This window comes from Amycolatopsis sp. NPDC004625 (genome assembly GCF_040609695.1).
Classification (GTDB): Bacteria; Actinomycetota; Actinomycetes; order Mycobacteriales; family Pseudonocardiaceae; genus Amycolatopsis.
Genome location: NZ_JBEXKX010000006.1, coordinates 194,229 through 220,180 on the forward strand (window position 1 = coordinate 194,229; position 25,952 = coordinate 220,180).

29 protein-coding genes are annotated in these 25,952 nt (G+C 69.9%); 16 read left to right on the top strand and 13 right to left on the bottom strand.

Annotated features, from left to right (window positions below):
- Window positions 1–94: 94 nt before the first annotated feature.
- From ABZW17_RS09220 to ABZW17_RS09240, 5 genes are read left to right on the top strand one after another with little or no spacing between them, the layout of a single operon-like run.
- Window positions 95–937 carry a TIGR03621 family F420-dependent LLM class oxidoreductase gene (locus ABZW17_RS09220; RefSeq protein ID WP_354811321.1) on the top strand — a complete coding sequence of 281 codons (843 nt, stop codon included), beginning with the start codon at window positions 95–97 and terminating at the stop codon, window positions 935–937.
- 14 nt (window positions 938–951) lie between these two features.
- Window positions 952–1,794: an LLM class F420-dependent oxidoreductase gene (locus ABZW17_RS09225; protein ID WP_354811323.1), complete on the top strand. Its 843-nt coding sequence runs from the start codon at window positions 952–954 to the stop codon at window positions 1,792–1,794.
- Window positions 1,791–2,396: an ABC transporter ATP-binding protein gene (locus ABZW17_RS09230; protein WP_354811325.1), complete on the top strand. Its 606-nt coding sequence runs from the start codon at window positions 1,791–1,793 to the stop codon at window positions 2,394–2,396. The genes ABZW17_RS09225 and ABZW17_RS09230 overlap by 4 nt, the downstream gene beginning before the upstream one ends.
- The gene (locus tag ABZW17_RS09235; RefSeq protein ID WP_354811327.1) at window positions 2,390–3,670 is read left to right on the top strand and encodes a hypothetical protein; all 1,281 of its coding nucleotides are present in this window, start codon (window positions 2,390–2,392) and stop codon (window positions 3,668–3,670) included. The genes ABZW17_RS09230 and ABZW17_RS09235 overlap by 7 nt, the downstream gene beginning before the upstream one ends.
- 31 nt (window positions 3,671–3,701) lie before the next feature.
- The gene (locus ABZW17_RS09240; RefSeq protein WP_354811329.1) at window positions 3,702–4,280 is read left to right on the top strand and encodes an EndoU domain-containing protein; all 579 of its coding nucleotides are present in this window, start codon (window positions 3,702–3,704) and stop codon (window positions 4,278–4,280) included.
- On the opposite strand, the gene ABZW17_RS09245 is transcribed toward ABZW17_RS09240, so the two are convergent.
- Together ABZW17_RS09245 and ABZW17_RS09250 are read right to left on the bottom strand one after the other, a co-directional pair.
- Window positions 4,277–4,549: a helix-turn-helix transcriptional regulator gene (locus ABZW17_RS09245; protein ID WP_354811331.1), complete on the bottom strand. Its 273-nt coding sequence runs from the start codon at window positions 4,547–4,549 to the stop codon at window positions 4,277–4,279. The genes ABZW17_RS09240 and ABZW17_RS09245 overlap by 4 nt on opposite strands.
- A gap of 114 nt (window positions 4,550–4,663) precedes the next feature.
- Entirely contained in the window at window positions 4,664–6,283 is a 1,620-nt protein-coding gene (locus ABZW17_RS09250; protein ID WP_354811333.1) for an alpha/beta hydrolase, read from the bottom strand.
- A gap of 187 nt (window positions 6,284–6,470) precedes the next feature.
- On the opposite strand from ABZW17_RS09250, the gene ABZW17_RS09255 reads away from it, so the two are divergent.
- Complete coding sequence (locus ABZW17_RS09255) at window positions 6,471–6,749, top strand: DUF3311 domain-containing protein (RefSeq protein ID WP_003057992.1); 279 nt, start codon at window positions 6,471–6,473, stop codon at window positions 6,747–6,749.
- Window positions 6,746–8,401 (top strand): monocarboxylate uptake permease MctP, encoded by a 1,656-nt coding sequence (mctP, locus tag ABZW17_RS09260; protein WP_354811335.1) that lies wholly within the window; start codon window positions 6,746–6,748, stop codon window positions 8,399–8,401. The genes ABZW17_RS09255 and mctP overlap by 4 nt, the downstream gene beginning before the upstream one ends.
- Here mctP and ABZW17_RS09265 read toward each other — a convergent pair.
- A complete protein-coding gene (locus ABZW17_RS09265) occupies window positions 8,398–8,991 on the bottom strand; it encodes a hypothetical protein (protein WP_354811337.1) in 594 nt (197 codons plus the stop codon). The two genes, mctP and ABZW17_RS09265, sit on opposite strands and share 4 nt — an antisense overlap.
- Window positions 8,992–9,023: 32 nt before the next feature.
- Between ABZW17_RS09265 and ABZW17_RS09270 the strand changes: the two genes are divergently transcribed.
- Window positions 9,024–9,599: a peroxidase-related enzyme gene (locus ABZW17_RS09270; protein WP_354811339.1), complete on the top strand. Its 576-nt coding sequence runs from the start codon at window positions 9,024–9,026 to the stop codon at window positions 9,597–9,599.
- Here ABZW17_RS09270 and ABZW17_RS09275 read toward each other — a convergent pair.
- From ABZW17_RS09275 to ABZW17_RS09290, 4 genes are all read right to left on the bottom strand, one after another.
- Window positions 9,596–10,525, bottom strand: a complete 930-nt coding sequence (locus ABZW17_RS09275; protein WP_354811341.1) for a helix-turn-helix domain-containing GNAT family N-acetyltransferase — start codon at window positions 10,523–10,525, stop codon at window positions 9,596–9,598. The genes ABZW17_RS09270 and ABZW17_RS09275 overlap by 4 nt on opposite strands.
- Window positions 10,526–10,748: 223 nt before the next feature.
- A complete protein-coding gene (locus ABZW17_RS09280) occupies window positions 10,749–10,910 on the bottom strand; it encodes a hypothetical protein (protein ID WP_354811516.1) in 162 nt (53 codons plus the stop codon).
- A 248-nt stretch (window positions 10,911–11,158) separates the two neighbouring features.
- Window positions 11,159–12,349 (bottom strand): ATP-binding protein, encoded by a 1,191-nt coding sequence (locus ABZW17_RS09285; protein ID WP_354811343.1) that lies wholly within the window; start codon window positions 12,347–12,349, stop codon window positions 11,159–11,161.
- Window positions 12,350–12,503: 154 nt separating this feature from the next.
- The gene (locus ABZW17_RS09290; RefSeq protein ID WP_354811345.1) at window positions 12,504–13,232 is read right to left on the bottom strand and encodes a MerR family transcriptional regulator; all 729 of its coding nucleotides are present in this window, start codon (window positions 13,230–13,232) and stop codon (window positions 12,504–12,506) included.
- A 171-nt stretch (window positions 13,233–13,403) separates the two neighbouring features.
- Here ABZW17_RS09290 and ABZW17_RS09295 point away from each other — a divergent pair, with 171 nt between their 5' ends.
- The gene (locus ABZW17_RS09295) at window positions 13,404–13,949 is read left to right on the top strand and encodes a DoxX family membrane protein (RefSeq protein WP_354811347.1); all 546 of its coding nucleotides are present in this window, start codon (window positions 13,404–13,406) and stop codon (window positions 13,947–13,949) included.
- A 49-nt stretch (window positions 13,950–13,998) separates the two neighbouring features.
- On the opposite strand, the gene ABZW17_RS09300 is transcribed toward ABZW17_RS09295, so the two are convergent.
- Complete coding sequence (locus tag ABZW17_RS09300; RefSeq protein WP_354811349.1) at window positions 13,999–15,288, bottom strand: acetyl-CoA C-acetyltransferase; 1,290 nt, start codon at window positions 15,286–15,288, stop codon at window positions 13,999–14,001.
- A gap of 92 nt (window positions 15,289–15,380) precedes the next feature.
- Between ABZW17_RS09300 and ABZW17_RS09305 the strand changes: the two genes are divergently transcribed.
- Window positions 15,381–16,715, top strand: a complete 1,335-nt coding sequence (locus ABZW17_RS09305) for a 3-oxoacyl-ACP reductase (protein WP_354811351.1) — start codon at window positions 15,381–15,383, stop codon at window positions 16,713–16,715.
- 1 nt (window position 16,716) lies between these two features.
- Window positions 16,717–17,550, top strand: a complete 834-nt coding sequence (locus ABZW17_RS09310) for a MaoC/PaaZ C-terminal domain-containing protein (protein ID WP_354811353.1) — start codon at window positions 16,717–16,719, stop codon at window positions 17,548–17,550.
- On the opposite strand, the gene ABZW17_RS09315 is transcribed toward ABZW17_RS09310, so the two are convergent.
- The gene (locus ABZW17_RS09315; RefSeq protein WP_086843734.1) at window positions 17,542–18,198 is read right to left on the bottom strand and encodes a TetR/AcrR family transcriptional regulator; all 657 of its coding nucleotides are present in this window, start codon (window positions 18,196–18,198) and stop codon (window positions 17,542–17,544) included. The genes ABZW17_RS09310 and ABZW17_RS09315 overlap by 9 nt on opposite strands.
- Window positions 18,199–18,325: 127 nt before the next feature.
- Here ABZW17_RS09315 and ABZW17_RS09320 point away from each other — a divergent pair, with 127 nt between their 5' ends.
- The 4 genes from ABZW17_RS09320 (at window position 18,326) to ABZW17_RS09335 (ending at window position 21,345) form a co-directional block, all read left to right on the top strand.
- Complete coding sequence (locus tag ABZW17_RS09320; protein WP_354811355.1) at window positions 18,326–18,982, top strand: SCP2 sterol-binding domain-containing protein; 657 nt, start codon at window positions 18,326–18,328, stop codon at window positions 18,980–18,982.
- 57 nt (window positions 18,983–19,039) lie between these two features.
- Window positions 19,040–19,591, top strand: a complete 552-nt coding sequence (locus tag ABZW17_RS09325; RefSeq protein ID WP_354811357.1) for an SCP2 sterol-binding domain-containing protein — start codon at window positions 19,040–19,042, stop codon at window positions 19,589–19,591.
- A gap of 6 nt (window positions 19,592–19,597) precedes the next feature.
- Window positions 19,598–20,077, top strand: coding sequence for a SitI3 family protein (locus tag ABZW17_RS09330; protein WP_354811359.1), 480 nt, complete (start codon window positions 19,598–19,600; stop codon window positions 20,075–20,077).
- A 68-nt stretch (window positions 20,078–20,145) separates the two neighbouring features.
- On the top strand, window positions 20,146–21,345 hold the full coding sequence (locus ABZW17_RS09335) for a YDG/SRA domain-containing protein (protein WP_354811361.1): 1,200 nt from the start codon (window positions 20,146–20,148) through the stop codon (window positions 21,343–21,345).
- On the opposite strand, the gene ABZW17_RS09340 is transcribed toward ABZW17_RS09335, so the two are convergent.
- Both ABZW17_RS09340 and ABZW17_RS09345 read right to left on the bottom strand, forming a co-directional pair.
- On the bottom strand, window positions 21,332–21,796 hold the full coding sequence (locus ABZW17_RS09340; protein ID WP_354811363.1) for an FxsA family protein: 465 nt from the start codon (window positions 21,794–21,796) through the stop codon (window positions 21,332–21,334). The two genes, ABZW17_RS09335 and ABZW17_RS09340, sit on opposite strands and share 14 nt — an antisense overlap.
- A gap of 41 nt (window positions 21,797–21,837) precedes the next feature.
- The gene (locus ABZW17_RS09345; protein ID WP_354811365.1) at window positions 21,838–22,389 is read right to left on the bottom strand and encodes a helix-turn-helix domain-containing protein; all 552 of its coding nucleotides are present in this window, start codon (window positions 22,387–22,389) and stop codon (window positions 21,838–21,840) included.
- Between the two features lie 80 nt (window positions 22,390–22,469).
- Between ABZW17_RS09345 and ABZW17_RS09350 the strand changes: the two genes are divergently transcribed.
- A complete protein-coding gene (locus ABZW17_RS09350) occupies window positions 22,470–23,366 on the top strand; it encodes a zinc-binding dehydrogenase (protein ID WP_354811367.1) in 897 nt (298 codons plus the stop codon).
- Here ABZW17_RS09350 and ABZW17_RS09355 read toward each other — a convergent pair.
- Window positions 23,363–25,309, bottom strand: coding sequence for an ABC transporter ATP-binding protein (locus ABZW17_RS09355; protein WP_354811369.1), 1,947 nt, complete (start codon window positions 25,307–25,309; stop codon window positions 23,363–23,365). The genes ABZW17_RS09350 and ABZW17_RS09355 overlap by 4 nt on opposite strands.
- Window positions 25,310–25,329: 20 nt before the next feature.
- Window positions 25,330–25,920 (bottom strand): TetR family transcriptional regulator, encoded by a 591-nt coding sequence (locus ABZW17_RS09360; RefSeq protein ID WP_354811506.1) that lies wholly within the window; start codon window positions 25,918–25,920, stop codon window positions 25,330–25,332.
- Window positions 25,921–25,952: the final 32 nt, after the last annotated feature.

Consider the following 25,952-nt stretch of genomic DNA (forward strand, 5'->3'; position numbering starts at 1 on the left):
CCCCTGCCCCCCCCCCGCTGTTTGCGTTTTGTTTTTCGTCTTTCTCAATCACACCCACCCCCCCCCCCCACCCCGGCGGCGGTAGCTTCGCGACATGAGACCGTTCCGCTTCGGCGTCGCGATGTACGTGCCCGGCTCACGGGCCGAGTGGATGGCGAAGTGCCGCAAAGCCGAAGACCTCGGCTACGACGTCGTCGGCGTGGTCGACCACCTCGGCCGGGTCGCCCCGGTACCGGCGTTGGTGCTGGCCGCCGAGGCCACCGAGCGGATCAAGCTGAACACCTACGTCCTCAACGCGAGCTTCCACAACCCGGTGCTGCTGGCCCGGGACGTCACCGCGCTCGACGAGTTCACCGGCGGCCGGCTGGAGATCGGCATCGGCGCCGGGTACGTCCAGGCGGAGTTCGAGGCCGCCGGGATCGACTGGGGCACGCCCGGCCGCCGGTTCGGCCGGGTGGTCGAGCTGGTCACCGAAATCGAGCGCGCGTTCACCGACCGTCCACGGCCGAAGTTGCTGCTCGGCGGCCGCGGCGACCGGATGCTGACCTTCGCCGCGGCGCACGCCGACACCATCGCCCTCACCGGCACCGCGCCCGGCGCGGCCGAGGGCCGGCTGGCCCTGGCCGATTCCGCCGCGCTGGCCGAGCGGGCCGGTTTCGTGAAGCGGGTGCTCGACGGCCGGGACGCCGAGCTGAACCTGATGGTCCACTTCGTCCGGATCACCGGCGACCGGCGGGCGGCCCTGCAAGAGGCCCACGAGCTCGTGCCGCACCTCGGCGTCGAAGAGCTCGGCGCGCTGGACACGGTGCTCGCCGGTTCCGCGGACGCGGCGGCCGACCAGCTGCGGCGCACCCGCGAAACCCTCGGTGTCAGCTACTTCACGGTGCTCGAAGACGATCTGGACCGGCTGGCGCCGGTGATCGAGCGGCTGCACTGAGTACCTTGGGCAGCATGACTGGGGAATTCCGTTTCGGTGTCAACATGGTCGTGCCCGGCAGCCGCACCGCCTGGGTCGAGAAGTGCCGCAAGGTCGAGGACCTCGGCTACGACGTCCTGTCCGCGGCCGACCACCTCGGCATGGCCCCGCCGTTCCCGGCGCTGGTGCTCGCCGGCGAGGCCACTTCGCGCGTCAAGCTGAACACCTACGTGCTGAACTGCGCGTTCTACAACCCGACGCTGCTGGCCCGGGAGGTCACCGGCACCGATCAGTTCACCGACGGCCGCCTGGAGCTGGGCCTGGGCGCCGGGTACGTCCAGGCGGAGTTCGAGGCCGCCGGGCTGCCGTTCCCGTCCGCGGGCGAGCGCGTCGGCCATCTCGAGCGGACGATCACCGAGCTCAAGCGGTGGTACGCGGACCCGGAGCACAAGCCGGCGCCGGTGCGGAAGGCCGGGCCGCCGCTGCTGATCGGCGGCCGCGGCGACCGCGTGCTCGGCCTGGCCGTCGAGCACGCCGACATCATCGGCTTCACCGGCGGGGTGAGCGCGGAGCAGGTCGACGAGCGCGTCGCGTTCGTCCGCGCGAAGCTCGGCGACCGCGAGCCGGAGTTCAACCTGCTCGGCCAGTTCGTCACCATCACCAACGACCGCGCGGCCGGCCTGGCCGCCCTCGCCGAGCGCCTGCAGGGCCGCCTGACGGTCGAGCAGCTCAGCGAGCTGCCGACGGCCTTCATCGGCACGCCGGCCCAGATCGCCGACCAGATCCGCGGCCACCGCGAGCGGTACGGCTTCACCTACTTCACGATCCTCGAGATGCACCTGGAGGAGTTCGCGCCGGTCCTCGAGCACCTCCGGTGATCGACGCGAAGGCGCTCGGCGTCCGGGCCGGCGAGCTGTGGCTGTTCGACGACCTGGACTTCGGCGTCGAACCCGGCGAGTGCGCCGCGATCGTCGGACCCAACGGCGTCGGCAAGTCGACCCTGCTGCGCTGCTTCTACGGCATGCAGCGGCCGCAGCGGGGCCGGGTGCTGGTGGACGGCAAGGCGCCGGACGAGCGGGACGTCGAGTTCCGGCGCAAGGTGTCGGTGCTCTTCGACGACTCCGACTTCTTCGCCGAACTCACGCCGCTGCAGCACCTGGACCTGCTGTCCGGTTCGTTCGGCGCCGACCTCGGTGACCACGAGGAACTGCTGCGTGACGCGGGCCTCGGCGACCGCATGCGCGTGACGGCCGGGCACTTCTCCGCGGGCCAGCGCCGTCGCCTGCTCCTGCTCGGCGTCACCGCCCGGCCGCACCGGGTGCTGCTGCTGGACGAGCCGGAACGCGCGCTGGACACCGCGGGCAAGGAGTGGCTGGTCGAGGTGATCGGCCGGTCGACGGCGGCCGGCGCGGCGGTCGTGGTGGCCACCCACCACCCGCCCTTGCTCGAAGCCGCGGACAGCGTGCTCGAGCTGTGGTGACCATCGCGCCGAGACGGATGCGGATCCCGGGCCGCAAGCGGTTCGGCGGGATCTTCAGCGGTGACACCGCCTCCTTCGTCTTCCTGTTCGCCTTCGGGTTCCTGTTCACCGCGTTCTTCCACGTCGGCAGCTGGCGCCCGGCCCTCTACGGATCGTCCGTTGTGGACTTCCCGGCCGTGCTCGGGCTGCTGACGCTCTGCTGCGCGGTGGGCTGGCGCGGCCTGTTGCGCCGCGGCTTCGCGTGGGTCGAACCGGCCCAGCTGACCTGGCTCGACTTCGCCCCGGTGGACCGCGGCCGCGTCGTCACGCTGCGGCTGCTCGGCGCGTGGACCGGCGTGGTCGCGGTGACCGGCTACCTGGCCGCGCTGCTGCTCGCCGTCGGCGGCGCGGGGCTGGACCAGTGGCGGGCCGCGGTCGCGATCGTCGCCGCGACCGGCGTGGCGGCCTTCGCGACGGCGAGGCGGACGTCGCTGCGGCTCGACGCGCTCGGCCCGCTGGCGCTCGCGGTCCTCGGCTTGGGAATCGCCGCGCTGCGCCTGGGCCCGGTGGCCGTCCAGGTCGTCGCGGCCGGGCTGCTGGTCGCGGCCCTGCCGCTGGCCTTCGGCGGCGAGCCGGTGTCGGGCGCGGGCCGGGCGGCGCTGCTCGCCGGGTGGGACGGCCGGGTGCTGCGCTCGGTCGCCGTCACCTTCCTCGACCCGATGATGCTGCTCCCGCCGTCCGCGCCGGCCGGCAGGCTTTCGTTGCGCCGCCCGACACCGCTGCGGCTGGCCTGGGCGGGCACGCTCGGCCGGTCCCGGTACGCGGGCGCGGCGCTGCTGATCGCCCTCGCGGTCGTCGTCGCGCACATCGCCGTGCCGACGGTGCCGGGCGCGGTCCTGATCGGCATCGGCGCGTACGTCGCGCTGACGCCGTTCGGCGGCGGGCTCGGCGAGCTCTGGCGCAACCCGGGCCGCCGGCGGTGGCTGGGCTCGGCGGACCGCGAGCTCGTCCTGGCCCACGGCCTGGTGCTCGCCGGCGTCGGCCTGCTCTGGGCGGCGGTGCTCGTCGTGGTCACCCTCGCGGGTGGGACGTCGTTCGCCGCGACGGCGTGGGTCGCCGTGCCGCTGGCGGTGCTCTCGATCCTGCGCACGGTCACCCGGACCGCCGTTGACTACGCGAATCCCGGGTTCGTCGACACCCCGGTGGGCCCGATGCCGGCCAACCTGACCCGGCAGCTGTTCCGCGGTCTCGACCTGCTGCTGGTCGGCATCGTGCTGCTCGCTGCCGCCGTTTGACCTACCCTCGGTGCGACGAAGGGAGCAGCCAGTGGGCGGCGGACACGCACCGGGCGTCGGACGGCGGGCGACCAGCGAGTTCCCGGCCGGCTGGAGCGACGAGCAGATCGTTTCGGTGGTCAAGGACGTCGCCAACGATCCCAGCGAGGCCCGCCGGCAGCAGCGCAACGGCCGCTGGCGGTGTGCCGGCGAGCGGTTCAACGTGCACCTGATCGTGCTGGTCGAGGCCAACGGGCACGTGCACACCGCCTACCCGGTGGCCGGGCCCGGCGTGGTCCGCAACCCCGACACCGCGCGCGACCCGGCGAACCCTACGGTCGCCGACCTGCAGGGCAACCGCATCAGCTTCTTCGCCGACAGCATCCTGACCCACCTCGCCAACCGGCTCTCGCCGGAGGACTACACGCACTACCGCACGCTGCTGTGGGCCGGCGAGTGGGAGGAGCTGGCCGACGTGCTGGCCGCGCACGCCGTCAAGCTCGGCTTCGGCTTCTCGGCCGACGAGTTCTCCGACTTCGAGAAGCTGCTCAACAGCTACGACCTGCCGGTGCCGGGCTGCGCGTTCCTCAACGACCGCGAGCACATCCTCAAGCAGCTGCGCCCGGTCTAACTGGCCTGCGATAGCGGCCGTGACGCGGCGGGCGTGACGGCCGCGCGCAACTCCTCCAGCGGCAGCCCGACGGCGTCGGCGATGGCCGCGACCGTGAAGAACGCCGGCGTCGGGATGCGCCCGGTCTCGATCTTCCGGAGCGTCTCGACCGAGATCCCGGCTTCGGCGGCGACGTCGACCATGCTCCGGCCGGCTCGTGCCGCCCGCAGCGCCAGGCCGAGGCGCTCGCCCCGTTCGCGCTCTTCGTCCGTCAGCGGTACACGCACCATGACCGGGATTCTAATACCAGTAGTTGTCCACTGCCTGTGGACAACTCTGTGCACAGGTGTGGAAAAGCCCCGCCGATCCGGAGATCGGCGGGGCTTCCACAACACCTGGTGGTGTCAGGCGCCCGGAGGCACCGGAAGTGGCATGCCGGGCAGGCTCTGGTCGTTCGGCACGACGCCGTCGACCAGGTAGGCCTCCACGACCTTGTCCACACCCGCGTTGCCGCCGGCGTAGATGCCGTGGTCACCCTCGCCGGTGATCGTCAGCATTCGCGAACCCGCGAACGCCTTGTGCGCGCGGCGCGCGCCTTCGATCGGCGTCGCCGGGTCGTGCTCCGACTCGACGATCAGCACCGGCGGGACACCCTTGCCGTCCAGGACGGGCAGCGGGGCCGGCGGCTTCTTCCAGAACAGGCACGGCTGGATGAACCAGCCCGCGCCGAGCAGGGGCAGCTGCTGGTCGATCAGCTTCTGCGACTGCTTGATGGCGCTCTGGGTCGAGCCGGTCCACGGACCCTCGTTGCACGGGATCGTCCAGAACGAGGCGTCGTAGGCGTCACCGTCGGTCGGGACCATCAGCGGCTGGGCACCGGAGGTCTCGGTGCTCTTGTCGGCGGCCTTGACCTTCTGCGCGGCCGACGACTTGGCCTGCGCCGACGCGGTGCCCTGGGTCAGCGTGCGGACGCTGACCAGGTAGTCGGCCAGGCCCGGGAAGGACCGCTTCGAGTAGATGTTCGACGCGATGAAGGAGTCCAGGCCGTTGGCCGACACGGTCGAGCCGTCGGGCAGGGTGACCGCGCCCTGGGTCAGGGCGTAGCGGACCTGCTCGTAGGTCTGGCGGGCGGCCTCGCCGGTGGTGCCGAAGTGGTAGAGCTTGTCGTACTTCGCCACCCACGGGAGGAAGTCGGCCCGGAAGCGGCGCTCGAAGCCGAGCGGCTGCCAGTCGAACGACTTCTGCCAGGTCGTGGTGAACTCCGTCGAGGAGTCGAGGACGAACCGGCCGGTGCGCGTCGGGAAGGCCTGCGCGTAGTGCGCGCCCATCCAGGTGCCCGCCGAGTAGCCGACCCAGTTGATCCTGTCGCGGCCGAGCAGCACGCGCAGCAGGTCGATGTCCTTGACCGTCTGGTCGGTGTTGATCAGCGGGCCCAGCTCGCCGGACTTCTGCTGGCAGGACAGCGCCGCGTACTTCGTCGCCTGGAGGATCAGGTTCAGGTTCTGCTTGCTGCGGTCACGCGGGTCGAGGTCCGAGCCGGTGCCGATGGCGCCACCGCAGGTGATGTTCGTGCTCTTGCCGGTGCCGCGCGGGTCGAACCCGACGATCTCCTGGTGCTCGCGCAGCTTCGGCTGGTTGCGCAGGCGGGCCGGGAAGTTGCGCCCGGGCGCCCCCGGGCCGCCCGGGTTGGTGACGACGCTGGCCGTCGCGTCCTTGGTCGCCTTCAGCCGGCTGACCGCGATGGTCAGGTCGATCTGGGCGCCCGCCTGGTACCAGTTGCGCGGCGTCTTGTAGGTCGCGCACTCCATGTCCTCGGCGCCCGCGGGCGGGGCCGTCGGCAGCTCGGCGGGGACGGCGCACTTGTGCCAGTCCAGCTTCTGGTTCGCGTACTGCGGCGGGATGTTCGTGGAGTTCAGCGGCTGCTTGCCGGCCGCGACCTCCGGCCCTGCGAACGCAGGGGTGAACCCGGCCAGCAGGGTGCCGGCGACGGCCGGGATCACCACCGCGTAGCGGAGTCGTGTCATACGGTTGCCCCTTATGGGTATTCGCGTGTGGAGTCGGGCTATTGATATCGGGCCCGTCCGGGCGGGGCAAGCGACGTTGGTCGGCATCGGCGGCCGGGGCGATCAAATCGATATCGGACAGACGTGACTCCCTGTCACCCAGGTTCTAAGGTCAGGCAGTCGGTTACGGGAGTGTTAGGTGAGGTCGATGTCGACGGTGAAACACGACGGAAAGGTGCGCGGGTTCCAGTTCAGCCCGTGGAACCTGCTCCTGATCGTCCCGCTGCTTGTCCTGGTCACGCCCCTGTTCAACCTGGACGGCCCGCGGCTGTTCGGGATGCCGTTCTTCTACTGGTTCCAGTTCCTCATGGTGGGCGTCGGGGTGCTGTCCACCTGGATCGTCTACCTGATGACGCGGGACAAGCCGACCGCTGACGCACCGGACAAGCTGAGCGTCGACGACCTGGACGAGGGGGACGCTCGATGAGCAACCTGCAGTGGCCCGAGCTGATCATCTTCACGGTCCTGTTCGCGCTGGTCACCGTCCTCGGCTTCATGGCGTCGCGGTGGCAGCGGGGCAGCACGCTGGACCACCTGGACGAATGGGGCCTCGGCGGCCGCAAGTTCGGCTCGTGGATCACCTGGTTCCTGCTCGGCGGCGACCTCTACACGGCGTACACGTTCGTCGCGGTCCCGGCGCTGGTCTTCAGCGCCGGTGCGCTCGGCCTCTACGCGCTGCCGTACACGATCGTCGTCTACCCGATCGTCCTGCTCCCAGCCCTGCGGATGTGGTCGGTTTCGCGGGTGCGCGGGTACGTCACCCCGGCCGACTTCGTGCGCGGCCGCTTCGGCTCACCGATCCTCGCGCTGCTGGTGGCGATCACCGGCATCGTCGCGACCATGCCGTACATCGCGCTGCAGCTGGTCGGCCTCGAAGCCGTGCTGCGGACGATGGGCATCAACGGCTCCGGCATCGTCGGGCACCTGCCGCTGCTGGTCGCCTTCGTCATCCTGGCCTTCTACACCTACCAGTCCGGCCTGCGGGCGCCCGCGCTGATCGCGTTCGTCAAGGACATCCTGATCTACATCGTGATCCTGGTGGCGATCATCTACCTGCCCTCGAAGCTGGGCGGCTGGTCGCACATCTTCGACGCGGCGGCGAAGAAGCTCGGCACCCCGAGCCCGACCACCGGCAAGCCGGCCGGGTCGATCCTGCTGACGGCCAACAACCAGCTGCAGTACGCGACGCTGGCCTTGGGTTCGGCGCTCGCGCTGTTCCTCTACCCGCACTCGCTGACCAGCGTGCTGGCTTCGCGCGGCCGCAACGTGATCAAGCGGAACATGGTCGCGCTGCCGGCGTACTCGCTGGTGCTGGGCCTGCTGGCGCTGCTCGGGTACGTGGCGATCACGGCGGGTGTCAAGCCGCTGACGAACGCGGCGACCGGCAAGGCGGACGGCAACACGATCGTCCCGGTGCTGTTCGACAGCCAGTTCTCCTCGTGGTTCGCCGGCATCGCGTTCGCCGCGATCGGCATCGGCGCCCTGGTGCCGGCGGCGATCATGTCGATCGCCGCGGCCAACCTGTGGACGCGCAACATCTACAAGGAGTACATCCGCAAGAACGCGACACCGGCCGAAGAGGCGAAGCAGGCCAAGCTCGCTTCGCTGGTCGTGAAGCTCGGCGCCGTGGCCGTGATCATCCTGATCGACCCGCAGTTCTCGATCGACCTCCAGCTCATCGGCGGCGTGCTGATCCTGCAGACGCTGCCGGCGGTCGCGCTGGCGCTGTACACGCGCTGGTTCCACCGCTGGGGCCTGATCGCGGGCTGGGTCGTCGGCATCGGCTGGGGTCTGATCATGCTGTACGGCATCCCCAACCCGGCCAACGGCAAGCAGCACTTCGGCGGCTCGGCGCTGGCGCTGGGCAACATGTCGATCTTCGGCTGGCACCCGTTCGCGGGCTCGGCGGTCCAGATCTACGTCGGCTTCGTGGCCCTGATCGCCAACCTGGTCGTGGCGGCGATCGTCACGGTGATCGCCCGCCAGCTGAAGGTGTTCAACGGGACGGACGACACCAACGCCGAGGACTACCACGCCGACGAGAACGACAAGGACCTCCGCCCGATCGGCGTCCACTAAGGACGGATCGCCGCGCGCGAAACGAGGTAGAGCACCAGCCCGTTGAGCAGGTGCCAAAGGAAGTGCGTGCCGACCGGGACGTAGTCGCACACGTCCCGGTCGAGCGTGCGCAAGCTCAGCGAGAGCGCGAAGACCGCGCCCGCCACGGCGAAGGTAGTCCAGGCGGTGTCGCGCTTGAAGGCGAGGATCGCGGCGAAGGCCGCTAGGCCGATCAAGGAACTCAGGTAGAGCCCGCCACCCGACAGCGCCGTGCTGACGGTGAGCGCGAGGAACGCGGGCGGCCCGAGCCACCACAACCGCCAGCCGAAGAACACGCGCGGGAACAACCCGGCGTACACGAGCACGAACACGAGGATCGCGCCCGAGTCCGCGACCGCGGCCCACCGCGTCGCGAGCAGGTGGAACACGCTGCTGGCCACGAAGATCAGCCCGATGAGCCCGGCCAGCAGGCGTCCTACGCGACTCCCGCCGGCCAGCCGCCACACCAGCACGGCGGCCACCAGGAAGGCCAGGTTGCTGAGACTGTTGAGCGGCTCACCCCAGAGCCCGGGCGCGACGCGTTCGCAGTACCCGTCGACGTAGTCCGTCACGCAACCAGCCAACCACGGCTAGCGTGAAACCCATGAGCGACGCGGTGAGCCGGTTCCCGGTGACGGAACTCGAAGACCTGCCCGAAGACCTGCGCGAGCGCGTCGGCGTGATCGCGGCGAAGTCCGGGTTCACGCCGAACATCTTCCGCGCCCTCGGCCACCGCCCGGCCGAGCTGCGCGCCTTCCTCGACTACCACGACGCCCTGATGGAACGCCCCGACGGGCTCACCAAGGCCGAGCGCGAGCTGGTCGTCGTGGCGACGTCCGGCGCCAACCACTGCACCTACTGCGTCGTCGCGCACGGTGCCATCCTGCGCATCCGCGCCAAGGACCCGGAATTGGCCGACCGCGTCTCGAGCAACCCGTGGCAGGTCGAGCTGGACGAGCGCGGCCGCGCGATCGTCGATCTCGCGCTGGCTCTCGCCCAGGACTCGGCCCTGTTCGGCGAGGGCGACCTCGAAGCCGCGCGCAACGCCGGTCTCACCGACGACGAGATCTGGGACGTCGGCGCGATCACGGCGTTGTTCGCGATGTCGAACCGCCTCGCCCACCTCACGGCGCTGCGGCCGAACCCGGAGTTCTTCCTCCTCGGCCGGCTCCCCCGCTAGAACTCCAGGCGCCAGAACTGCTGCACCAGCGCCGGCCCGAAGCCGTCGTGGGGCTCCTCCTTCACCAGCCGGAACCCGGCCGCCCGGTAGATCGCGTGGGCGGCGGTGAGCACCGACATCGTCCACAGCTCCAGCGCCCGGTAGCCGTGCGCCCGGGCGAACGACACGCACTCGGCCACCAGCCGCTTGCCCACGCCGTGGCCGCGGGCCGACGGCTCCAGCAACAGCAGCCGCAGTTGCGCGGTGCCGGGGTTCTCGCCGCGCGCGCAGCCGATGCTGCCCACGCGCTCGCCGTCGAGTTCCGCGATCCAGAACGCCTGCCCGGGGTCGTCCCGGCGGTCGGCGAACCCGGCCACCGCCCGCGCCACCAGACCTTCGAAGCGGGCGTCGAAGCCGTACTCCCGCGCGTACAGCGCGCCGTGACGTTCCACCACCCAGCCGAGGTCCCCCGGTCGTGGCGGGCGGAGGACGAGGGCCGGGTCACGGCGGCGGTCGCCGACCAGGTCGCCGATCGTGCGCATCGCCGTCAGCAGGCGCCGCTGGTCCTCGTCCGCGAACCGCCCCAGCAGGCCGCCGATCTGGTCGGTCGACCGGCGGTTCAGCACGGCGAAGGCGTCCCGGCCCGCGGTGGTCGGCCGCACGAGCTGGCGGCGGGCGTCCTCCTCGGACCGTTCGCGCACGACGAGCCCGCGCGACTCGAGGCGGGCGAGCAGCCTGCTCGCGTAGCCGGCGTCGAGCTCCAGGCGTTTCCGCAGTTCGGTGACCGGCATCGGGTCCTGGTGGGCGAGCTCGAACAGCACGCGGGCCTCCGGCAGCGAGTACTCCGCGTCGGCCGGCCCTTCGTCGAGCACGCCGATGACCCCGGTGTAGAGCCGGTTGAAGGCGCGGACCGCGGCGACCCGGTCGGCGAGCTGAGCGTCGTTCATTGACCACCTCAACAAATTCGTTGACGAAGTCAAAGATTACTCGGCACGTCGGCTCCGGCAAGGGGTTTTCCGGGGAAATGGGAAACCCCGCGATGCTGCCAGGTCGGGGGTCCGCCAGCATCACGGGGTCGTACTGGGTATCGACGCCCCTCGGGGCGGCGTTACACCGTGAGAAGTATGTGGCCTAGGTCACTCGAATGGGTGACCGCCACGGGGTGAGAGATCAGCGCATGTAGCCGGAGCGAGCCTGCGCGATCGCGATGAGTTCCTGACGGACCGTCGCGGTCGCGGCGGTGTCGATCGCCCGGTTCAGCGCCCGGCGAGTGCGAGTCTCGGCGCGACGAGCACGGAGCTTGGCGGCGATGTTGTTCATCGGTTTCTGCATCCCCTTCGAGGGTCTTGGTGGCTTGTAGGTCTAGTATGCGCCTTTTTTCACAAGGAAGCCAATGAATATCCGGTGATGTGGCACACTAGCCGATGAATCATCGGCAAACTTGGGTATCGACCGTAGAGATCGGGGGTGGCGGCGGTCACGGTCAAGCAACCCGCTACCACAGTCTAAGTCTCTATAGCAGAATTCAAATACGGTCTTAGGTACGCTCATAGACCGCGAGACAGCCGGAAAAGCCCAGGTCAGTCGCGTCCGAGCAGGTAGTGGCCGAAGTGCGGCACGGTGAAGGCGATCTGCCCCCGCTCGGCGGAGTACACGAGGCCCTTCTTCATCAGGCTGTCGCGCGCCGGCGAAAGCGATGACGGCTTCCGTCCGAGGAACACGGCGACGTCGGCGGTACCGGCCGGCTCGTCGCGGCCCTGGGTCAGCGAGGCCATCGCCTGCAGGTACTCCCGCTCCGCGGGCGTCGCGCGTTCGTACCGCGAGCCGAAGAAGCCGACCGCCAGCTCCGACTCGGCTTCGGGCGCCGCGACCTGGACGTCCTTGACGGTGATCGGATCGGACGGCGCCGCGTCCCAGGCCGCCTTGCCGTAGGCCTGGATGAAGTACGGGTAGCCGCCGGACGCGTCGAAGAGCGCGTCGAGGGCTTCCGGCTCGATGCCGGCGTCTTCACGCTCGATCGGCGCCATCACGGCGAAGTCGGCGTCCTCGCGGCTGAGCCGGTCGATGCGCGCGTACCGGAACAGCCGCTCGGAGTACGACTTGGACGCGGAAAGCACGGCGGGCACGTGCGGCAGCCCGGCCCCGACGACGACGAGCGGCGCGCCGGACTGCGAGAGCTCGTGGCAGGCCGCGCACAGCGCCGAGACGTCGTCAGGCTGCAGGTCCTGGATCTCGTCGATGAGCAGCGCGACGCCGGTCCCGACGTCCGCGGCCAGCTCGGCGACGTCGGTGAACAGCTCGACGAGGTCGATCTCGATGTCCCCGGAGTCGGCCCGGCCCTGCGCGGCGGGCACGTCGATGCCCGGCTGCCACCGGTCGCGCAGCTTGGCGTCGGCCTTGTTGGCCCGCAGCGCGAACGCCTTGAGCACGCCGAGCACCTCTTCGACCCGGTCCGGCGCCCGGTGCCGCACGGCGAGGTCCCGGATGGCCCGGTGCAGCGCGGCCGACAGCGGCCGCCGCAGTTCGGCGTCCGGCCGCGCTTCGATCTTCCCCGCACCCCACTTGTGCCGGACGGCCATCGCCCGCAGCTCCCCGAGGAGCACGGTCTTGCCGACCCCGCGCAGGCCGGTGAGGACGAGGCTGCGTTCGGGTCTCCCCCGCGCCACCCGCTCGAGAACCACTTCGAAGGCCTTGAGCTCACGCTCGCGCCCGGCCAGCTCGGGCGGCCGTTGCCCGGCGCCCGGCGCGAAGGGGTTGCGGATGGGGTCCACTCTGCCAAGTTATCGGCGTTTCTAGCGTGAGCCCGATATTCCGCCATAGACGGGTAGGCGTGTCGCCCGAGTTCGACCGGATGGCCGTACATAGAGCCGAACAGGTCTGCAGCCCTGCTCGGCTCTACCCCCAGTGCGCCCGTACGACGCACCACTAACCGCCCAGGTTCCGTTCCGCGTAGATCTTCATCGCGTCCCGGACGAACTCCGCCGTCGCGCCCTCGAACCCGTACCGCGGGTCGTCCACGTACAACTGCCCCAGACCCGCGAAGTACCCCGCGGAAACCGTCGACACCGCCGGTCGCAGCCACTCGTACAGCCGCCGCGTGATCGCCTGGACTTCGTCGGAGCCCGGGGCGAGCCCGGAAGCCGCACCGAAGGCCGCCGCGATGTCCCGCTGCTCCTGCTGGTGAGCCTGCTTCTCGTCGGCCGACAACGACGACCACCACTGGTCGCCATGCCGGTACGCGTCAGCGCCCCACCGCGAAGTGACTTCCTCCTCGTAGCGGGTGTGGTCGAAGCCGTCGAACACTTCTTCTGCCATCAGTCGTTCACCTCCCTTCAGTTTCCGGAGGGTCGTGCGGACCGACTCGATCTGCCGTCCGATCCGCTCCTGCTCCTGTTCGAGCAGGTCCAGGTGCCTTTCGAGGGCCGCGGCGCTGTCCCGCTGCCCGTCGAGCACCTCGGCGATCGCCGGCAGCCCGAGCCCGAGCTCGCGCAGCAGCAGGATCCGCTGCAGCCGGACGAGCGCCTGCTCGTCGTAGTAGCGGTAGCCGTTGCCGCCGATCCGGCTGGGCTCGAGCAGGCCGACCGCGCCGTAGTGGCGCAGCGTCCGGCTCGTGGTCCCCGCCGAGCGGGCGATGTCCTGGATCGACCACTCCATGCCGTCGACGATAGAAGTTGACGCTGCGTCAAGGTCAACCGCTAAGACTTCCTAGTGCTTTCTAGTGCCACAGCTATAAAGAGCCAGAAAGCCCGATGAGGATTCGAGCCCGGGCCGAGCGGGCATCCACGGAGTAGGTTCGACCAGGCAGCGGCCCGTACGAGGAAGGCTATGACCGTGATACTCCGTCGAGTGGCACGTCCCCTGCTCGCCACGATCTTCGTGACGGGCGGGATCAATGCGCTGAGGCAGGCCGAGGGCCACGCCAAGGCGGCGGAACCGTTCCTCAACAGCGCGTTCGAGAAGGTCGGCGACAAGGTGCCGGAGCAGGTCCCGCGCGACCCGGTGACGCTCGTCCGCATCGACGCCGCCGTGAAGATCGGCGCCGGCCTCGCGCTCGCGGCCGGCAAGGCGCCTCGGCTCGCGGCCGGGCTGCTGCTCGGCAGCCTGGTGCCGACGACGCTCGCGACGCACAGCTTCTGGACCATCAAGGACCCGGCCGAGAAGCAGCAGCAGCAGATCCAGTTCTTCAAGAACGCGAGCCTGGCCGGCGGTCTGCTGCTCGCGGTCAGCGACACGCACGGGAAGCCGTCGGCGGCCTGGCGCGCGAAGCACGCCGCGAAGGACGTCGGCGCCGCGGCCGGCAAGCTGAGCCGCAAGGGGCAGAAACGTGCCAACAAGCTCGCGAAGCGGGCTCAGAAGGCCCTCCCCAACTAGCACGCGAAAGGGCCGCCCCTCGTTCGGGGGCGGCCCTTTTCGTGCGTGCCTACTTCTCCAGGATCGCGGTGACGCCCTGGCCGCCGGCCGCGCAGATGGAGATCAGGCCGCGGCCGGACCCCTTCTCGTGCAGCAGCTTCGCCAGCGTCGCGACGATCCGGCCGCCGGTCGCGGCGAAGGGGTGCCCGGCCGCCAGCGACGAGCCGTTGACGTTCAGCTTCGCCCGGTCGATCGCGCCGAGCGGCTCACCCATGTCCAGCTTCTCCTTGGCGAACGCCGGGTCCTCCCACGCCTTGAGCGTGGCCAGCACCTGCGACGCGAACGCCTCGTGGATCTCGTAGAAGTCGAAGTCCTGCAGGGACAGCCCGGCCCGCGCGAGCATCCGCGGCACGGCGTACGCGGGCGCCATCAGCAGGCCCTCTTCGCCGTGGACGTAGTCGACGGCGGCGGTCTGCGAGAACGTCAGGTACGCCTGCACCGGCAGCTTGTGCGCCTTCGCCCACTCGTCGGTGGCGAGCAGGACGGTCGAGGCGCCGTCGGTCAGCGGCGTCGAGTTGCCCGCGGTCATCGTGCCGTCCGGGCCGCCGAACGCCGGCTTGAGCTTGGCGAGCTTCTCCGCGGTCGAGTCCGGGCGCAGGTTCTGGTCGCGCGCGAGCTTGAGGAACGGCGTCACGAGGTCGTCGAAGAACCCGCGGTCGTAGGCGGCGGCGAGCTTCTGGTGGCTGCTCGCGGCCAGTTCGTCCTGCGCCTCGCGCGTGATCTCCCAGATCTTCGCGGTCAGGGCCGCGTGCTCGCCCATCGAGAGACCCGTGCGCGGCTCCTCGTTGCGCGGGATCGCCGGGACAATGTGCCCGGGGCGGATCTTCGCGACGAGCTTGAGCCGGTCGCCGAGCGTCTTGGCCGCGTTGAGCCGGATGAGGATCTGGCGCAGGTCCTCGTTGACGGCCAGCGGCGCGTCGCTGGTGGTGTCGACGCCGCCGGCGATGGCCGAGTCGAGCTGGCCGAGGGCGATCTTGTTGGCGACGTTGACGATCGCCTGCAGGCCGGTGCCGCACGCCATCTGGACGTCGGACGCCGGCGTCGCGGGCGAGAGCTTGCTGCCGAGCACGCTCTCGCGGGCCAGGTTGAAGTCCTTCGAGTGCTTGAGCACGGCCCCGGCGGCGACCTCGCCGATCACCTCGTCCTGCAGCGAAAACCGGCTGACCAGACCATCGAGGGCGGCGGTGAACATGTCCTGGTTCGACGCCTTCGCGTACGGGCCGTTGGACCGCGCGAAGGGGATCCGGTTGCCCCCGATGATCGCGACCTTGCGCACGGCGGGTGTCTTCTTCGGCGGCATGACTTCACCTCTCTGGTCGTGTCCCTCACACTGTAACCTACTCGGGAGTAGGTTAGACTGCGACGTGACGCAGACGGCACGGGAGGCATCCGATGGCTGACAGGTACCAGCAGTTCACGAAAACCCCGGTGGGGAAGTTCGTGGTGCCGAAGCTCGGCCTGCCCAATCCCGCGACGCTGCGCCGGTACAAGCCCGGGCAACCCGCCCTCGAGGGTCCCGCACTGCTCGGCTCCGCGCCTGGTAGCCGGCTCGAGAAGACCCTTCGCGACCAGCTCGCCGACGCGGGCATCGAGGTCGTCACGTCGGCGTCCGACCGGCACGCGGCACTCGTCTTCGACGCCACCGGCGTCACCGACCCGTCGCGCCTGCGCGAGGTCTACGACTTCTTCCACCCGGTGATCCGCAGCGTCGGCCCGTCCGGCCGGGTCGTCATCGTGGGCACCCCGCCGGAGCAGGTCGAGGGCCGCGAGCGGATCGCTCAGCGCGCCCTCGAGGGCTTCGTGCGCTCCGTCGGTAAGGAGCTGAAGCGCGGCGCGACGGCTCAGCTCGTGTACGTCGCCGAAGGCGCCGAAGAGGCGACGGAGTCGACGCTGCGCTTCCTGCTCTCGGCGAAGTCGGCGTTCGTCGACGCGCAGGTGATCCGGATCGGCACCGAAGGCAAGACCGCCTCCGCGCCCGCGAGCTGGGAGAAGCCGCTCGACGGCAAGGTCGCGCTGGTCACCGGCGCGTCCCGCGGCATCGGCGCGGCGATCGCCGAGGTACTGGCCCGCGACGGCGCGCACGTCGTCGCGCTCGACATCCCGGCCCAGGGTGGCGATCTCTCGAAGGTGGCCAACAAGATCGGCGGCTCGTCGCTGCAACTCGACATCACTTCGCCGAGCGCGCCCGCGAAGGTCGCGGAGTACCTGAAGGAGCGTCACGGCGGCGTCGACGTCGTTGTGCACAACGCAGGCATTACCCGCGACAAGACGCTGGGGAACATGAGCGAGAGCGCGTGGGACTCGGTGATCGCGGTGAACCTGGCCTCGCAGCTCGCGGTGAACGACAAGCTCCTCGCCGACCAGGTGCTCAACGAGAACGGCCGCATCATCGGCGTTTCGTCGATCGCGGGCATCGCCGGGAACGTCGGCCAGACGAACTACGCGACGTCGAAGGCCGGCGTGATCGGGATGGTGAACGTCGGCGCGCCGCAGCTCGCGGCGTACGGCGGCACGATCAACGCCGTCGCGCCCGGGTTCATCGAGACCAAGATGACGGCCGCGGTGCCGCTGTTCATCCGCGAGGCCGGCCGGCGGCTGTCCAGCCTCGGCCAGGGTGGCCTGCCGGTCGACGTCGCCGAGACGATCGCCTGGTACGCGAACCCGGCGTCGGCCGCGGTCAACGGCAACGTGGTCCGCGTCTGCGGCCAGGCCCTGCTGGGGGCGTGACGTGGCGATCCGCGAACTCGACAGCACGCCCAGCCTGGCCACGCTGTACCCGAAGGCGCTGCTCGGCTTTCGCAAAGCGGGCTCGTCGCTGCCCGACACGGAGCTGGTCCGCACCGGCGTGGTCGTCGATCCGGCCCACCTGGCGGCGTACAACGCGGTGTGCGGCTTCCGGCTGAGCGACGAGCTGCCGGCGACGTACCCGCACATGCTGGCGTTCCCGCTGCAGATGGCGCTGATGACCGAGCCGGGGTTCCCGTTCCCGCTGCTCGGCATGGTGCACGTGGCGAACCGGATCACCCAGCACCGCGCGCTGCGGGTCGGCGAGCCGCTGACCGTGCGCGTGCGGGCGGAGAACCTGCGCCCGCACGAGAAGGGGCGTCAGTTCGACGTCGTCAGCGAGGCCTGGACCGGTGAGCACCTCGTGTGGACCGACGTCAGCACGTACCTGCGTCGCGGCGGCGGTTCGGGTGCTTCCTCCCGGCGCGACCAGCTCGCCCCGCCGACGCCGGACGCGCTCTGGCGCATCCCCGGTGACATCGGGCGCCGCTACGCGGAGGTCTCGGGCGACCGCAACCCGATCCACCTGCACCCGCTGACGGCCCGCCTGTTCGGCTTCCCCCGCGCGATCGCGCACGGCATGTGGACGAAGGCCCACGCGCTGGCGGCGTTCGAGGGACGGCTGCCGGAGGCGTTCACGGTGGACGTCCGCTTCAAGCAGCCGGTGCTGCTCCCGGCCAAGGCGGCGTTCACGTCCTGGTCCGTCGGCGACGGCTGGGCGTTCGAGCTGTGGAGCAAGTCGAAGCCGCACCTGGACGGGACGATCAGCTCACTCTGACGGCTTCCAGACCGCGCCCTCGATGAGGTCGTTGAAGCCGAGCCAGACGAGGTTCATCATCCACGAGGCCAGCACGCCGTCGGAGATGTCGGGGTGGTCGAGGGCCCAGTCGGCGAGCGACTCGGCCCCGCCGACCAGCGACGCGGCCAGGCCCTCGCCGGAGAATTCGGCCTGCTCGCCGACGCCCTTGCGGGTGCCGGCGGACACCACGAGCGCGGCGACGAGCTGGATCGCCCGCGCCCGCATGTCGGTGATTTCCGCGGCGAAGGCGCCGCCGACGGTGAGGGCCTGGCGGTGCAGGACCGTCCACGACTCGCGGTACTCGGCGACGAAGCGGTAGAAGGAGCGCAGGCCGTGCCAGAGCTGCATGTCGGGCGGCAGGTCGGGCTGCACGCCGGCCTGGATGGCCTCGAGCAGCCGCGTCGCCTCCCGGCGGATGCACGCGCCGAAGAGGTCCTCCTTCGAGCCGAGGTAGGTGTAGATCATCGGCTTCGAGACGCCGGCGACGTCGGAGATTTCGTCCATCGACGCGGCGTGGTAGCCGTGGCGCGAGAAGACCTGGACGGCCGCGTCCAGGATCTGCCGCTCGCGCACGGCACGCGGCAGCCGCCTGGCCCGTTCGGGCGGACGCTGATCTTCCTCTGACACGCTGGACCTCCTCGTTGCTGCCCGGAGACGGTACCGGGCGTTGCCACGCGTGGGTGATTTCGGCACGCTTGCCCGCGTACCTACTGGCGGGTAGCCTTACGCATGAGTAACCGGGAGAGGGGTGACCATGGCCGACAAGACGGAGATGACCAGCGCCGATCGCATCGCGGAACTCCGCGGCGCACCGCTGCTCGACGCCCTCGAGCGGCTCGACCCGCTGAGCCCCGAGGCCCACGCCCTCAACGTCAACGAGCTCGCCCTCGACCCCGCCGGCCTCCGCAAGGACGACTTCCGCAGGCTGCTGAAGGCCCTGCTCAGGCTGGCGGCCCAGGCCCCGGCGTTCGACCTGAGCAAGGTCGAGCCGGCCCGGTTCGCGTCCCTGGTGGCCTCGGCGTCGCGCGCGCAGCTGGAGAGCGTCGTCGCCGACCGCGCCCTGCGCGAGCGCCTCCTGGACGAGATCTTCGCCCGCATGGGCGCCCACATCCGCCCCGACCGAGCGCGCGATCTGCGGGCGGTGGTCCACTGGCGCCTGTCGGGAGGCATCGGCGAAGGCGGCTACGACCGCTACGAAACGGCGATCGCGGACGGCGTGTGCACGGTCAGCCGCGAGATGCTGTCTTCGGCGCGAGTAACGATCACGATCGCCCCGGTCGATTTCTTTCGCCTGATCACCCACCAGGCCACCCCGGCGGTGTTGTTCGTCACGGGAAGAATCAAAGTAAAAGGCGACCTGGCCTTCGCGGCGGGCTTGATCGGTTTCTTCGACCTACCCCACCCCGTATAGTCCGTCCCCGTGCCCCGGAAACCAAAATGGCGCCGCCCCCCTCGCGGCGGCCACGCGGTGAACGCGTTCGCGGAGAAGCTCGTCATCGCGCGGTTGACACCCGAGCAGTTCATCCAGGTCCTGGAGACATTGCACATGCTGGGTTCGGCGGGGGCGGGCATCGAGCTCAGTTCACTGTCGACGGACGTACTGGTGGACGTGGTCCGCCGAGCGTCTCGTGAGCAGCTGAAGGCGATCGCTACTCATCCGGAGCTGCGGGCCGTGTTTTTGGACGAGATATTCCGCCGGATGTCAGAGCATTTCTCACCGTCGCGGGCACGCCACGTGGATTTCGTGGTTTCCTGGCGTTTCTCGGATGGCTCGGGAGAAGATGGATTCGACCGCTTCCAGACGGTGATCGAGGACGAGATGTGCGTTTCATCGGCCGATCTGTCCCGCACCCCGGACACGACAATCACGCTGTCAGTGGACGACTTCATCCGGATGGCAACGGGCAACGCCGCAGCGGCGGCAATGTTCGTGACGGGCCGAGTGAAGGTGAAGGGCGAGTACGCCCCGGCGGTGCGGTTCTCGAGCTACTTCGACATCCCGAAGCCAACCGTGGACTAGCCGCTCATGGCTCTCTCTTACGATTTCGAAATGGCGACCCCGACGTCGCTGGAGCAAGTCGCGTGCGCACTGCTCGACGTCGGCCGCCCGTTGAAGCTCTTCGAGGCTTCGATAACGCCAGAGCAGGTATCCCACGACGGAGCAGTGACCCCGCGCGGCATGTGGGTCCGAACCTACGAACGACGGCCCGCGCCTTGGTCACCATTGGTGACGGACTTCGGGATCACCCCGACTGCGGCAATCGGGTTCAGCCTCTACAAACACGACCGGATTACTGAGCAACAGGACGACCTGGTCCGAGTGGTCACCGGCCTGCTGGACAGGCTCGCTGGCGACGCGGTGCTTTCCGGCATGGAGACGATCTGGCTCATGCGCCGCGATGGCGAGTTGCTCCTGAACGAGCGAGACGACATCTGGCCGGAGCGCCGCCTCGCCGCCCTGCGCCAGGCCTACCGACGGGACACCTTGGCCTTCGCCGAGCAGTGAAGGCGCGTTCCCTAGCTGTCGCACGTCGGGGACATCAAACTGTCGGTGTCCACCTTTAGTGTGGATCTATGAGTCTGACCGACGTCCAGCAGGAGCACGTCCTCAACGCCATCGAGGAGTTCGACGACCTCGGTCGCGATACCTTCATGGACAGGTATGGGTCCGCTGAGGCGTCCCGATATGTCGTCGTATATCGAGGCAAGGAGTACGACCTAGCTGCGCTGGCTCGCTCGGCTCACGGATCCGCGCTGGGAACTCCTCCTCGTTCGTCAGGCTTCACGGACCCGAGTGGCACGGTCGCCGCTCATTTGGCGAAGCTCGGCTTTTACTACCGCGACGTTCGAGGCAAGTCGACGAACAATGCCCACGTCTACGGTGAGGTGGCGGGGTGCCCGGAAGGCACCACCTTCGCGAGTCGAGCCGAAGTGGCCGCAAGTGGTGTGCACCGCGCTCTGCAAGCTGGCATCGTCGGAACCGGTGCGCTCGGTGCAGAGTCGATCGTGTCGTCTGGTGGCTACGCGGACGACGACGATCGCGGGGACGAACTCATCTACACCGGTCATGGCGGGCGGAACGACAGCGGCCGGCAGGTCGCCGACCAAACGTTCGCCAGCTCGGGCAACGCCGCCCTGTTGACGAGCAGGAGGACCGGTGCCCTAGTACGAGTTGTGCGCGGCGCGGACCTCGCGTCCCCACACGCTCCGGACCAGGGGTACCGCTACGAAGGGCTCTACCGAGTTCAGGAGGAGGCCTTGGTGCCGGGGCAAGGCGGCCACCTCGTGTGCCGGTTCCAATTGGTCAAGGTCGCTAGCCCTATTGATGTGATCTTCCCTGCCGGGGACTACATACTGCCGTCGGAGCCCAGCCCTGCCGCGGGCAACGCTCAACCCGGGCGTAAGGCCGTCACCACGCAGCGCATTGTCCGGACGACGAAGGTCGCCGAAGACGTGAAGAAGCTCTACGACCACACGTGTCAACTGTGTGACACCCGGTTGTCCCTCGGGGATGGCCAGGGCTATTCAGAGGGCGCGCACATCAAGGCTCTCGGCGGCTTGCACCGTGGCCCCGACTTCACGTCCAACGTGCTCTGCCTGTGCCCCAACTGCCACGTGCAGTTCGACCGCGGCGCGGTGGTGATCGCGCCGGATCGCACGGTGCTGCGCGAGGGCGCTCCAGCTGGCCGGTTGCGAGAGCTGCCAGGCCATGGGATCGAAGACGAGTACTTGGCTTACCACCGGGAGGTGCATTCCCGGCTCAGCCCTCGATGACCCGCCCCTCGATCACCGTCGGCTGGTCGCGGCGTGGCTGTTCACCGACCACTTCGCTGTCCACCACCATCACCGGCCCCCGACGGCGGTTGGCGAACCGCACCGCTCGCTTCTCCATCCGCCGCAACCACCACCGCCGAGCCAGCGCGCGCGATGGCGGCAGGATCAGCAGCAACCCCAGCACGTCGCTGACGAACCCGGGGACCAGGATCAGCACCCCACCCAGGCCGACCAGCATTCCGTCGGTCAGTTCCTTCTCCGCCGGACGGCCCGAGCGGGCCGCTGAGGTGAACGCCCTCATCGCTTTGGCGCCCTCGCGGCGGGCCAGCCAGGACCCCAGGATCGCGCCCGCCAGCAGGAGGCCCAGCGTGCCGAGGACGCCGACGGCCGAGCCCACCGCCCAGATCGCGGCGATTTCGGCGAAGACGTAGATCAGGAACGCGACAGCCATACCCGTACAACGAACGACCTGTCCGTTTTGCTCCCGGGTACTCAGCGCAGCAACGTCGAAACCATCGACCGCAGCGCCGCCGCCAGGCGGTCCGTTTCGCCGGTGCGCAAAAACCGCACCATCAGGTCGCTGTGCAGCGATCCCAGCAGCAGGTGCGCCACCAACGAGGCATCCAGCGCCGGTGACGCCGAAGCGATCAGCCCCGTCACGTGCGCGTGCCAGGCCACGTAGATCGGGCTGCTCAACCGGTCCGTCGACGCCTGCTCGAACGCCGCCAGCACCTTGACGTTCCGGGTGGCCAGCTCCACCACCGCGTCGAAGAACGCCGTCAAGCGCGCGGCCGGGGGTGCGCCCGGGCCCAAGGGCGGCGGCCCCGACGAAATCGCCGTGGACAGTGACTCGACCCGCGACTCCACCAGCGCCCGCATCAGCCCCTCGCGGTTGCCGAAGCGGTGGAACACCGTTCCCTTGCCGACGCCGGCCGCTGCCGCCACGCGATCCATCGACACCTCGGACACCTCGTGGGACGCCAGCAGCTCCTCCGCCGCGCGCAGGATCGCGCGGCGGTTCCGGGCCGCGTCGGCGCGCTCCATACAGACTCCCTCGACAACTTGACCGTCGGTCCATATAGTAGGCCAGCATAAGTTGACCGATGGTCCAGTTAGGGGAAACGATGCGCGCAGTGGTGCAGCACGGCACGGGTGGTCCGGACGTGCTCCGGGTCGAGGACCGGCCCGAACCGACGCGGGGACCCGGCGAAGTGCTGGTCCGGACCGAGGCCGTCGGGGTGCCGTTCTACGAGACCCAGCTGCGGTCCGGGCTGATCCCGGCCGGTCCGCCGGGCGTCTTCGGGCACGAGGCCGCCGGGATCGTGCTCGACGCCGACGACCTCGACATCAGAGGCAAAAGGGTCGTCACCATGTCCTACACCGGCGGGGCGTACGCCGAGGTCGTCGCCGCGAGCCACTACACGCTCGTGCCCGACGAGCTCACGCCCGAGGTGGCCGTCGCCGCGGCCGTTCCGGCCTCCGTGGCGCTCGGTCTGATGGCCGCCGCGGATGTCAAAGCCGGTGAAACCGTGCTGGTCGAGGCCGCGTCCGGGGCCATCGGCGGGTATCTGGTCCGGCTGGCCGAGCGACAAGGCGCCCGGGTCGTCACCACCGCCGGGAACGACGAGGCCGACATCGATCACCGCGACCCGGACTGGCGGCAGCGGGTGCCCCACGGCATCGACGTCGTCTTCGAATCGATCGGAGGCCCGCGCGCGGCCGAGCTCACCGCGAAACTCGCGCCGTACGGCCGGATCCTCGCCTACGGCTCGCTCAGCGGCGAATTCCCGGTCTACCCCGTCACCGGCCTGATCGCGCGCGGCCTGACCCTGATCGGTTTCGGCGGGCCGGACGCCTACGGCAAGCGGGTTGCGGCCGGCCGCGCCGAGGCGCTCGGCCTCGTCGCGGACGGCACGCTCACCCCCGTCATCGACCGCACCTACCCCCTCGCCGACGCCGCCGCGGCGCACGTGCGCGTCGAGAGCCGCGAAGGGGTCGGCAAGGTCGTGCTCATCCCCTAGCTCGGCACCTCGTCCAGGTACGCCTGCGCCTGCAGCGTGAACAACTCCGCGTACCCCGCCTTCGCCGCCATCAGCTCCTCGTGCGTCCCGTACTCCGCCACCTTCCCGTGGTCCAGCAGCAGGATCCGCTCCGCCTGCCGCACCGTCGAGAACCGGTGCGAGATGTACAACGTGGTCCGGCCCTCGGACAGCGAACGCAACCGCGAGAACAAATCGTGCTCGGCCTGCGCGTCCAGCGCCGACGTCGGCTCGTCCAAGATCAAAAGGGGTGCCTCGCGCTGGAACGCCCGCGCCAGCGCGATCTTCTGCCACTCCCCGCCGGACAACGAAACACCCTGGTCGAACCACCGCCCCAGCGGGCTGTCGTAGCCCGACGGCAGCCGCTCGATGCGCTCGTCCGCTCCCGCCCGGCGGGCCGAATCCTCGATGTGGGGACGGTCTTCCAGGCGGGAAAGGTCGCCCAGGCCGATGTTCTCCGCCGCCGTTCCCTGGTACGTCACGTAGTCCTGGAACATCGCGCTGATCCGCGTGCGCAGCTCGTCGGGGTCGTACTCGCGGATGTCGACACCGTCCAGCAGGATCCGGCCGGACGTCGGGTCGTACAACCGGCAGAGGAGTTTGAACAGCGTCGACTTGCCCGCGCCGTTGCGGCCCACCACCGCCACCGTTTCGCCCGGGCGGATCTCGAAGCTGACGTCCTCCAGCGCCGGCTCCTCCGCGCCCGGGTACGCGAACGTCACCGAGTCGAACTCGATGTGACCCTCCACAGTGGACGGCATCGGGCGCGGCGCGGCCGGCGCCGTGATCTCCGGCTTCGTGTCCAGGAAGCGGTACAGCGTGTCGAGGTACAGATTGTTCTCGTACATCCCGGAAAACGCCGTGAACAGCCCGGACACCGACGCCTGCACGGACGTCGCCGCGGCCGTGTACAGCGCCAGGTCGCCCAGCGTGAGCCGCCCGCCGACCGCCTCCAGGGCGATGTACAGGGCGATCGCCGAGCCCGCGAGCGTGCTCAGCAGCCCCCAGGCCGTCGAGCTGACGTTGCGGTTGATCGTCAGCTTCCGCTGGCGCTCGTACGACACGAGACCCAGCCGGCGGAACCGGTCGACGAAGTACGGGCCGAGCCCGAACAGCTTCGTCTCCTTCGCGTACGTGTCCGTCGTGACCAGCGACGACAGGTAGTCCATCCGCCGCTTGATCGGCGACATCAGGAACGTCAGCCAGAACGCGCGCGAGCCGTACTTGGACTGCGAGATGAACGCCGGGATCGGCGCCACGAGCGCGACCAGGGCCAGCAGCGGGCTGATCGAGACGAGCAGCGCGATCATGCTGCCGAACGTGATCAGCGTCCGCACCAGCCCCAGCGCGGAGTTCATCATCGACAGCGGCCGCGTCGGCGCCTCCTGCGCGGCCTGGCGCAGCATGTCGTAGGACGCCGATCCCTCGAAGTACGCCAGGTGCAGTTCGCTCGCGTGCGCCATCACCTGGTGGCGGATGGTCAGCGTCATGCGTTCCTGCAGCAGCGACTGCGCGATCGACGTCATCGCGCTGCTGATCGCCGTCGCCGCGAGCACGCCGAACTGGAACAAGGCCACGTTCACGATGTCGGCCGTCGTGCCGCGGTGCTGGATCGCCGCGACGACGGCGTCCAGCAGCAGCTTCGCGACGTACGCGGTCACGGTGGGCAGCAGCCCCGACAACAGCGTGATCAGCGCCAACAGGATCGTCAGGACCGGGCTCGCCTGCCAGGTCAGCTTCACGACCTTCGGCAGGCCGCGGACCGTGCCCGCGATGGACGTCTTCGCGCGCGACAGCCGCGACCGCAGGTCCTTCGGCTGGTCCTCCTGCTTAGGTTCCGGGATGTCGACGGGCCCGGTGAGCCCGCTCTCCGGCACCGTCACGGCGTGCCGCCGTCTTCCTCGCCGCGCCAGCATGAACTCCATGCCGCCCCCACCGCCCGGGATCACGGGGCCTCCACGGCGCCGTGCAGGAAGACGTCGACCACCTGGCGCGTGGTGGGCGCGTCGCCGTCCGCGGCCATCGGGCGGCCGCCGAAGAGCAGGGCCAGGAACAACGCTGCGAGCTGCTCGGGCGGCAGCCGCAGCCGGTCCTTCTCGGGGGTGAACAGGTCGACGATCGCCCCGCGCATGGCGGTCATCGACTCGCGGCGGCCGCTCTTCCAGGAGCCGCGGCGCTCCTTCAGCCGCTGCTCGGGGTCACGCAGCTTGTGCCGTCCCGACGCGTGCAGGGCGCCCATCAGCGCCCCCATCCGCTCGAGGTGGGCGCCGAGCGCTTCGGCGGCCTCGACGAGCCGGTCGGCCAGGGGCTGGTCCTGGGGGATGTCGGCGATCGCGTCGAGGGCGTGGTCGGGCCGCAGCGCCTCCGCGGTGCAGGCGTCGAAGAGCTCGTCCTTGTCCTTGAACGCGCGGAAGATGGTGCCCTCGCCGATGCCGGCGGCGCGGGCGATCTGGCTGGTGGTCACGTTGGTGCCGTGCTCCATCAGGAGCGGCAGCACCGCGTGCACGATCATGGCGCGCCGGTCTTCGGCGCTCATGCTCGGCGCTCTGCGCCGGGTCTCGGGTGCTG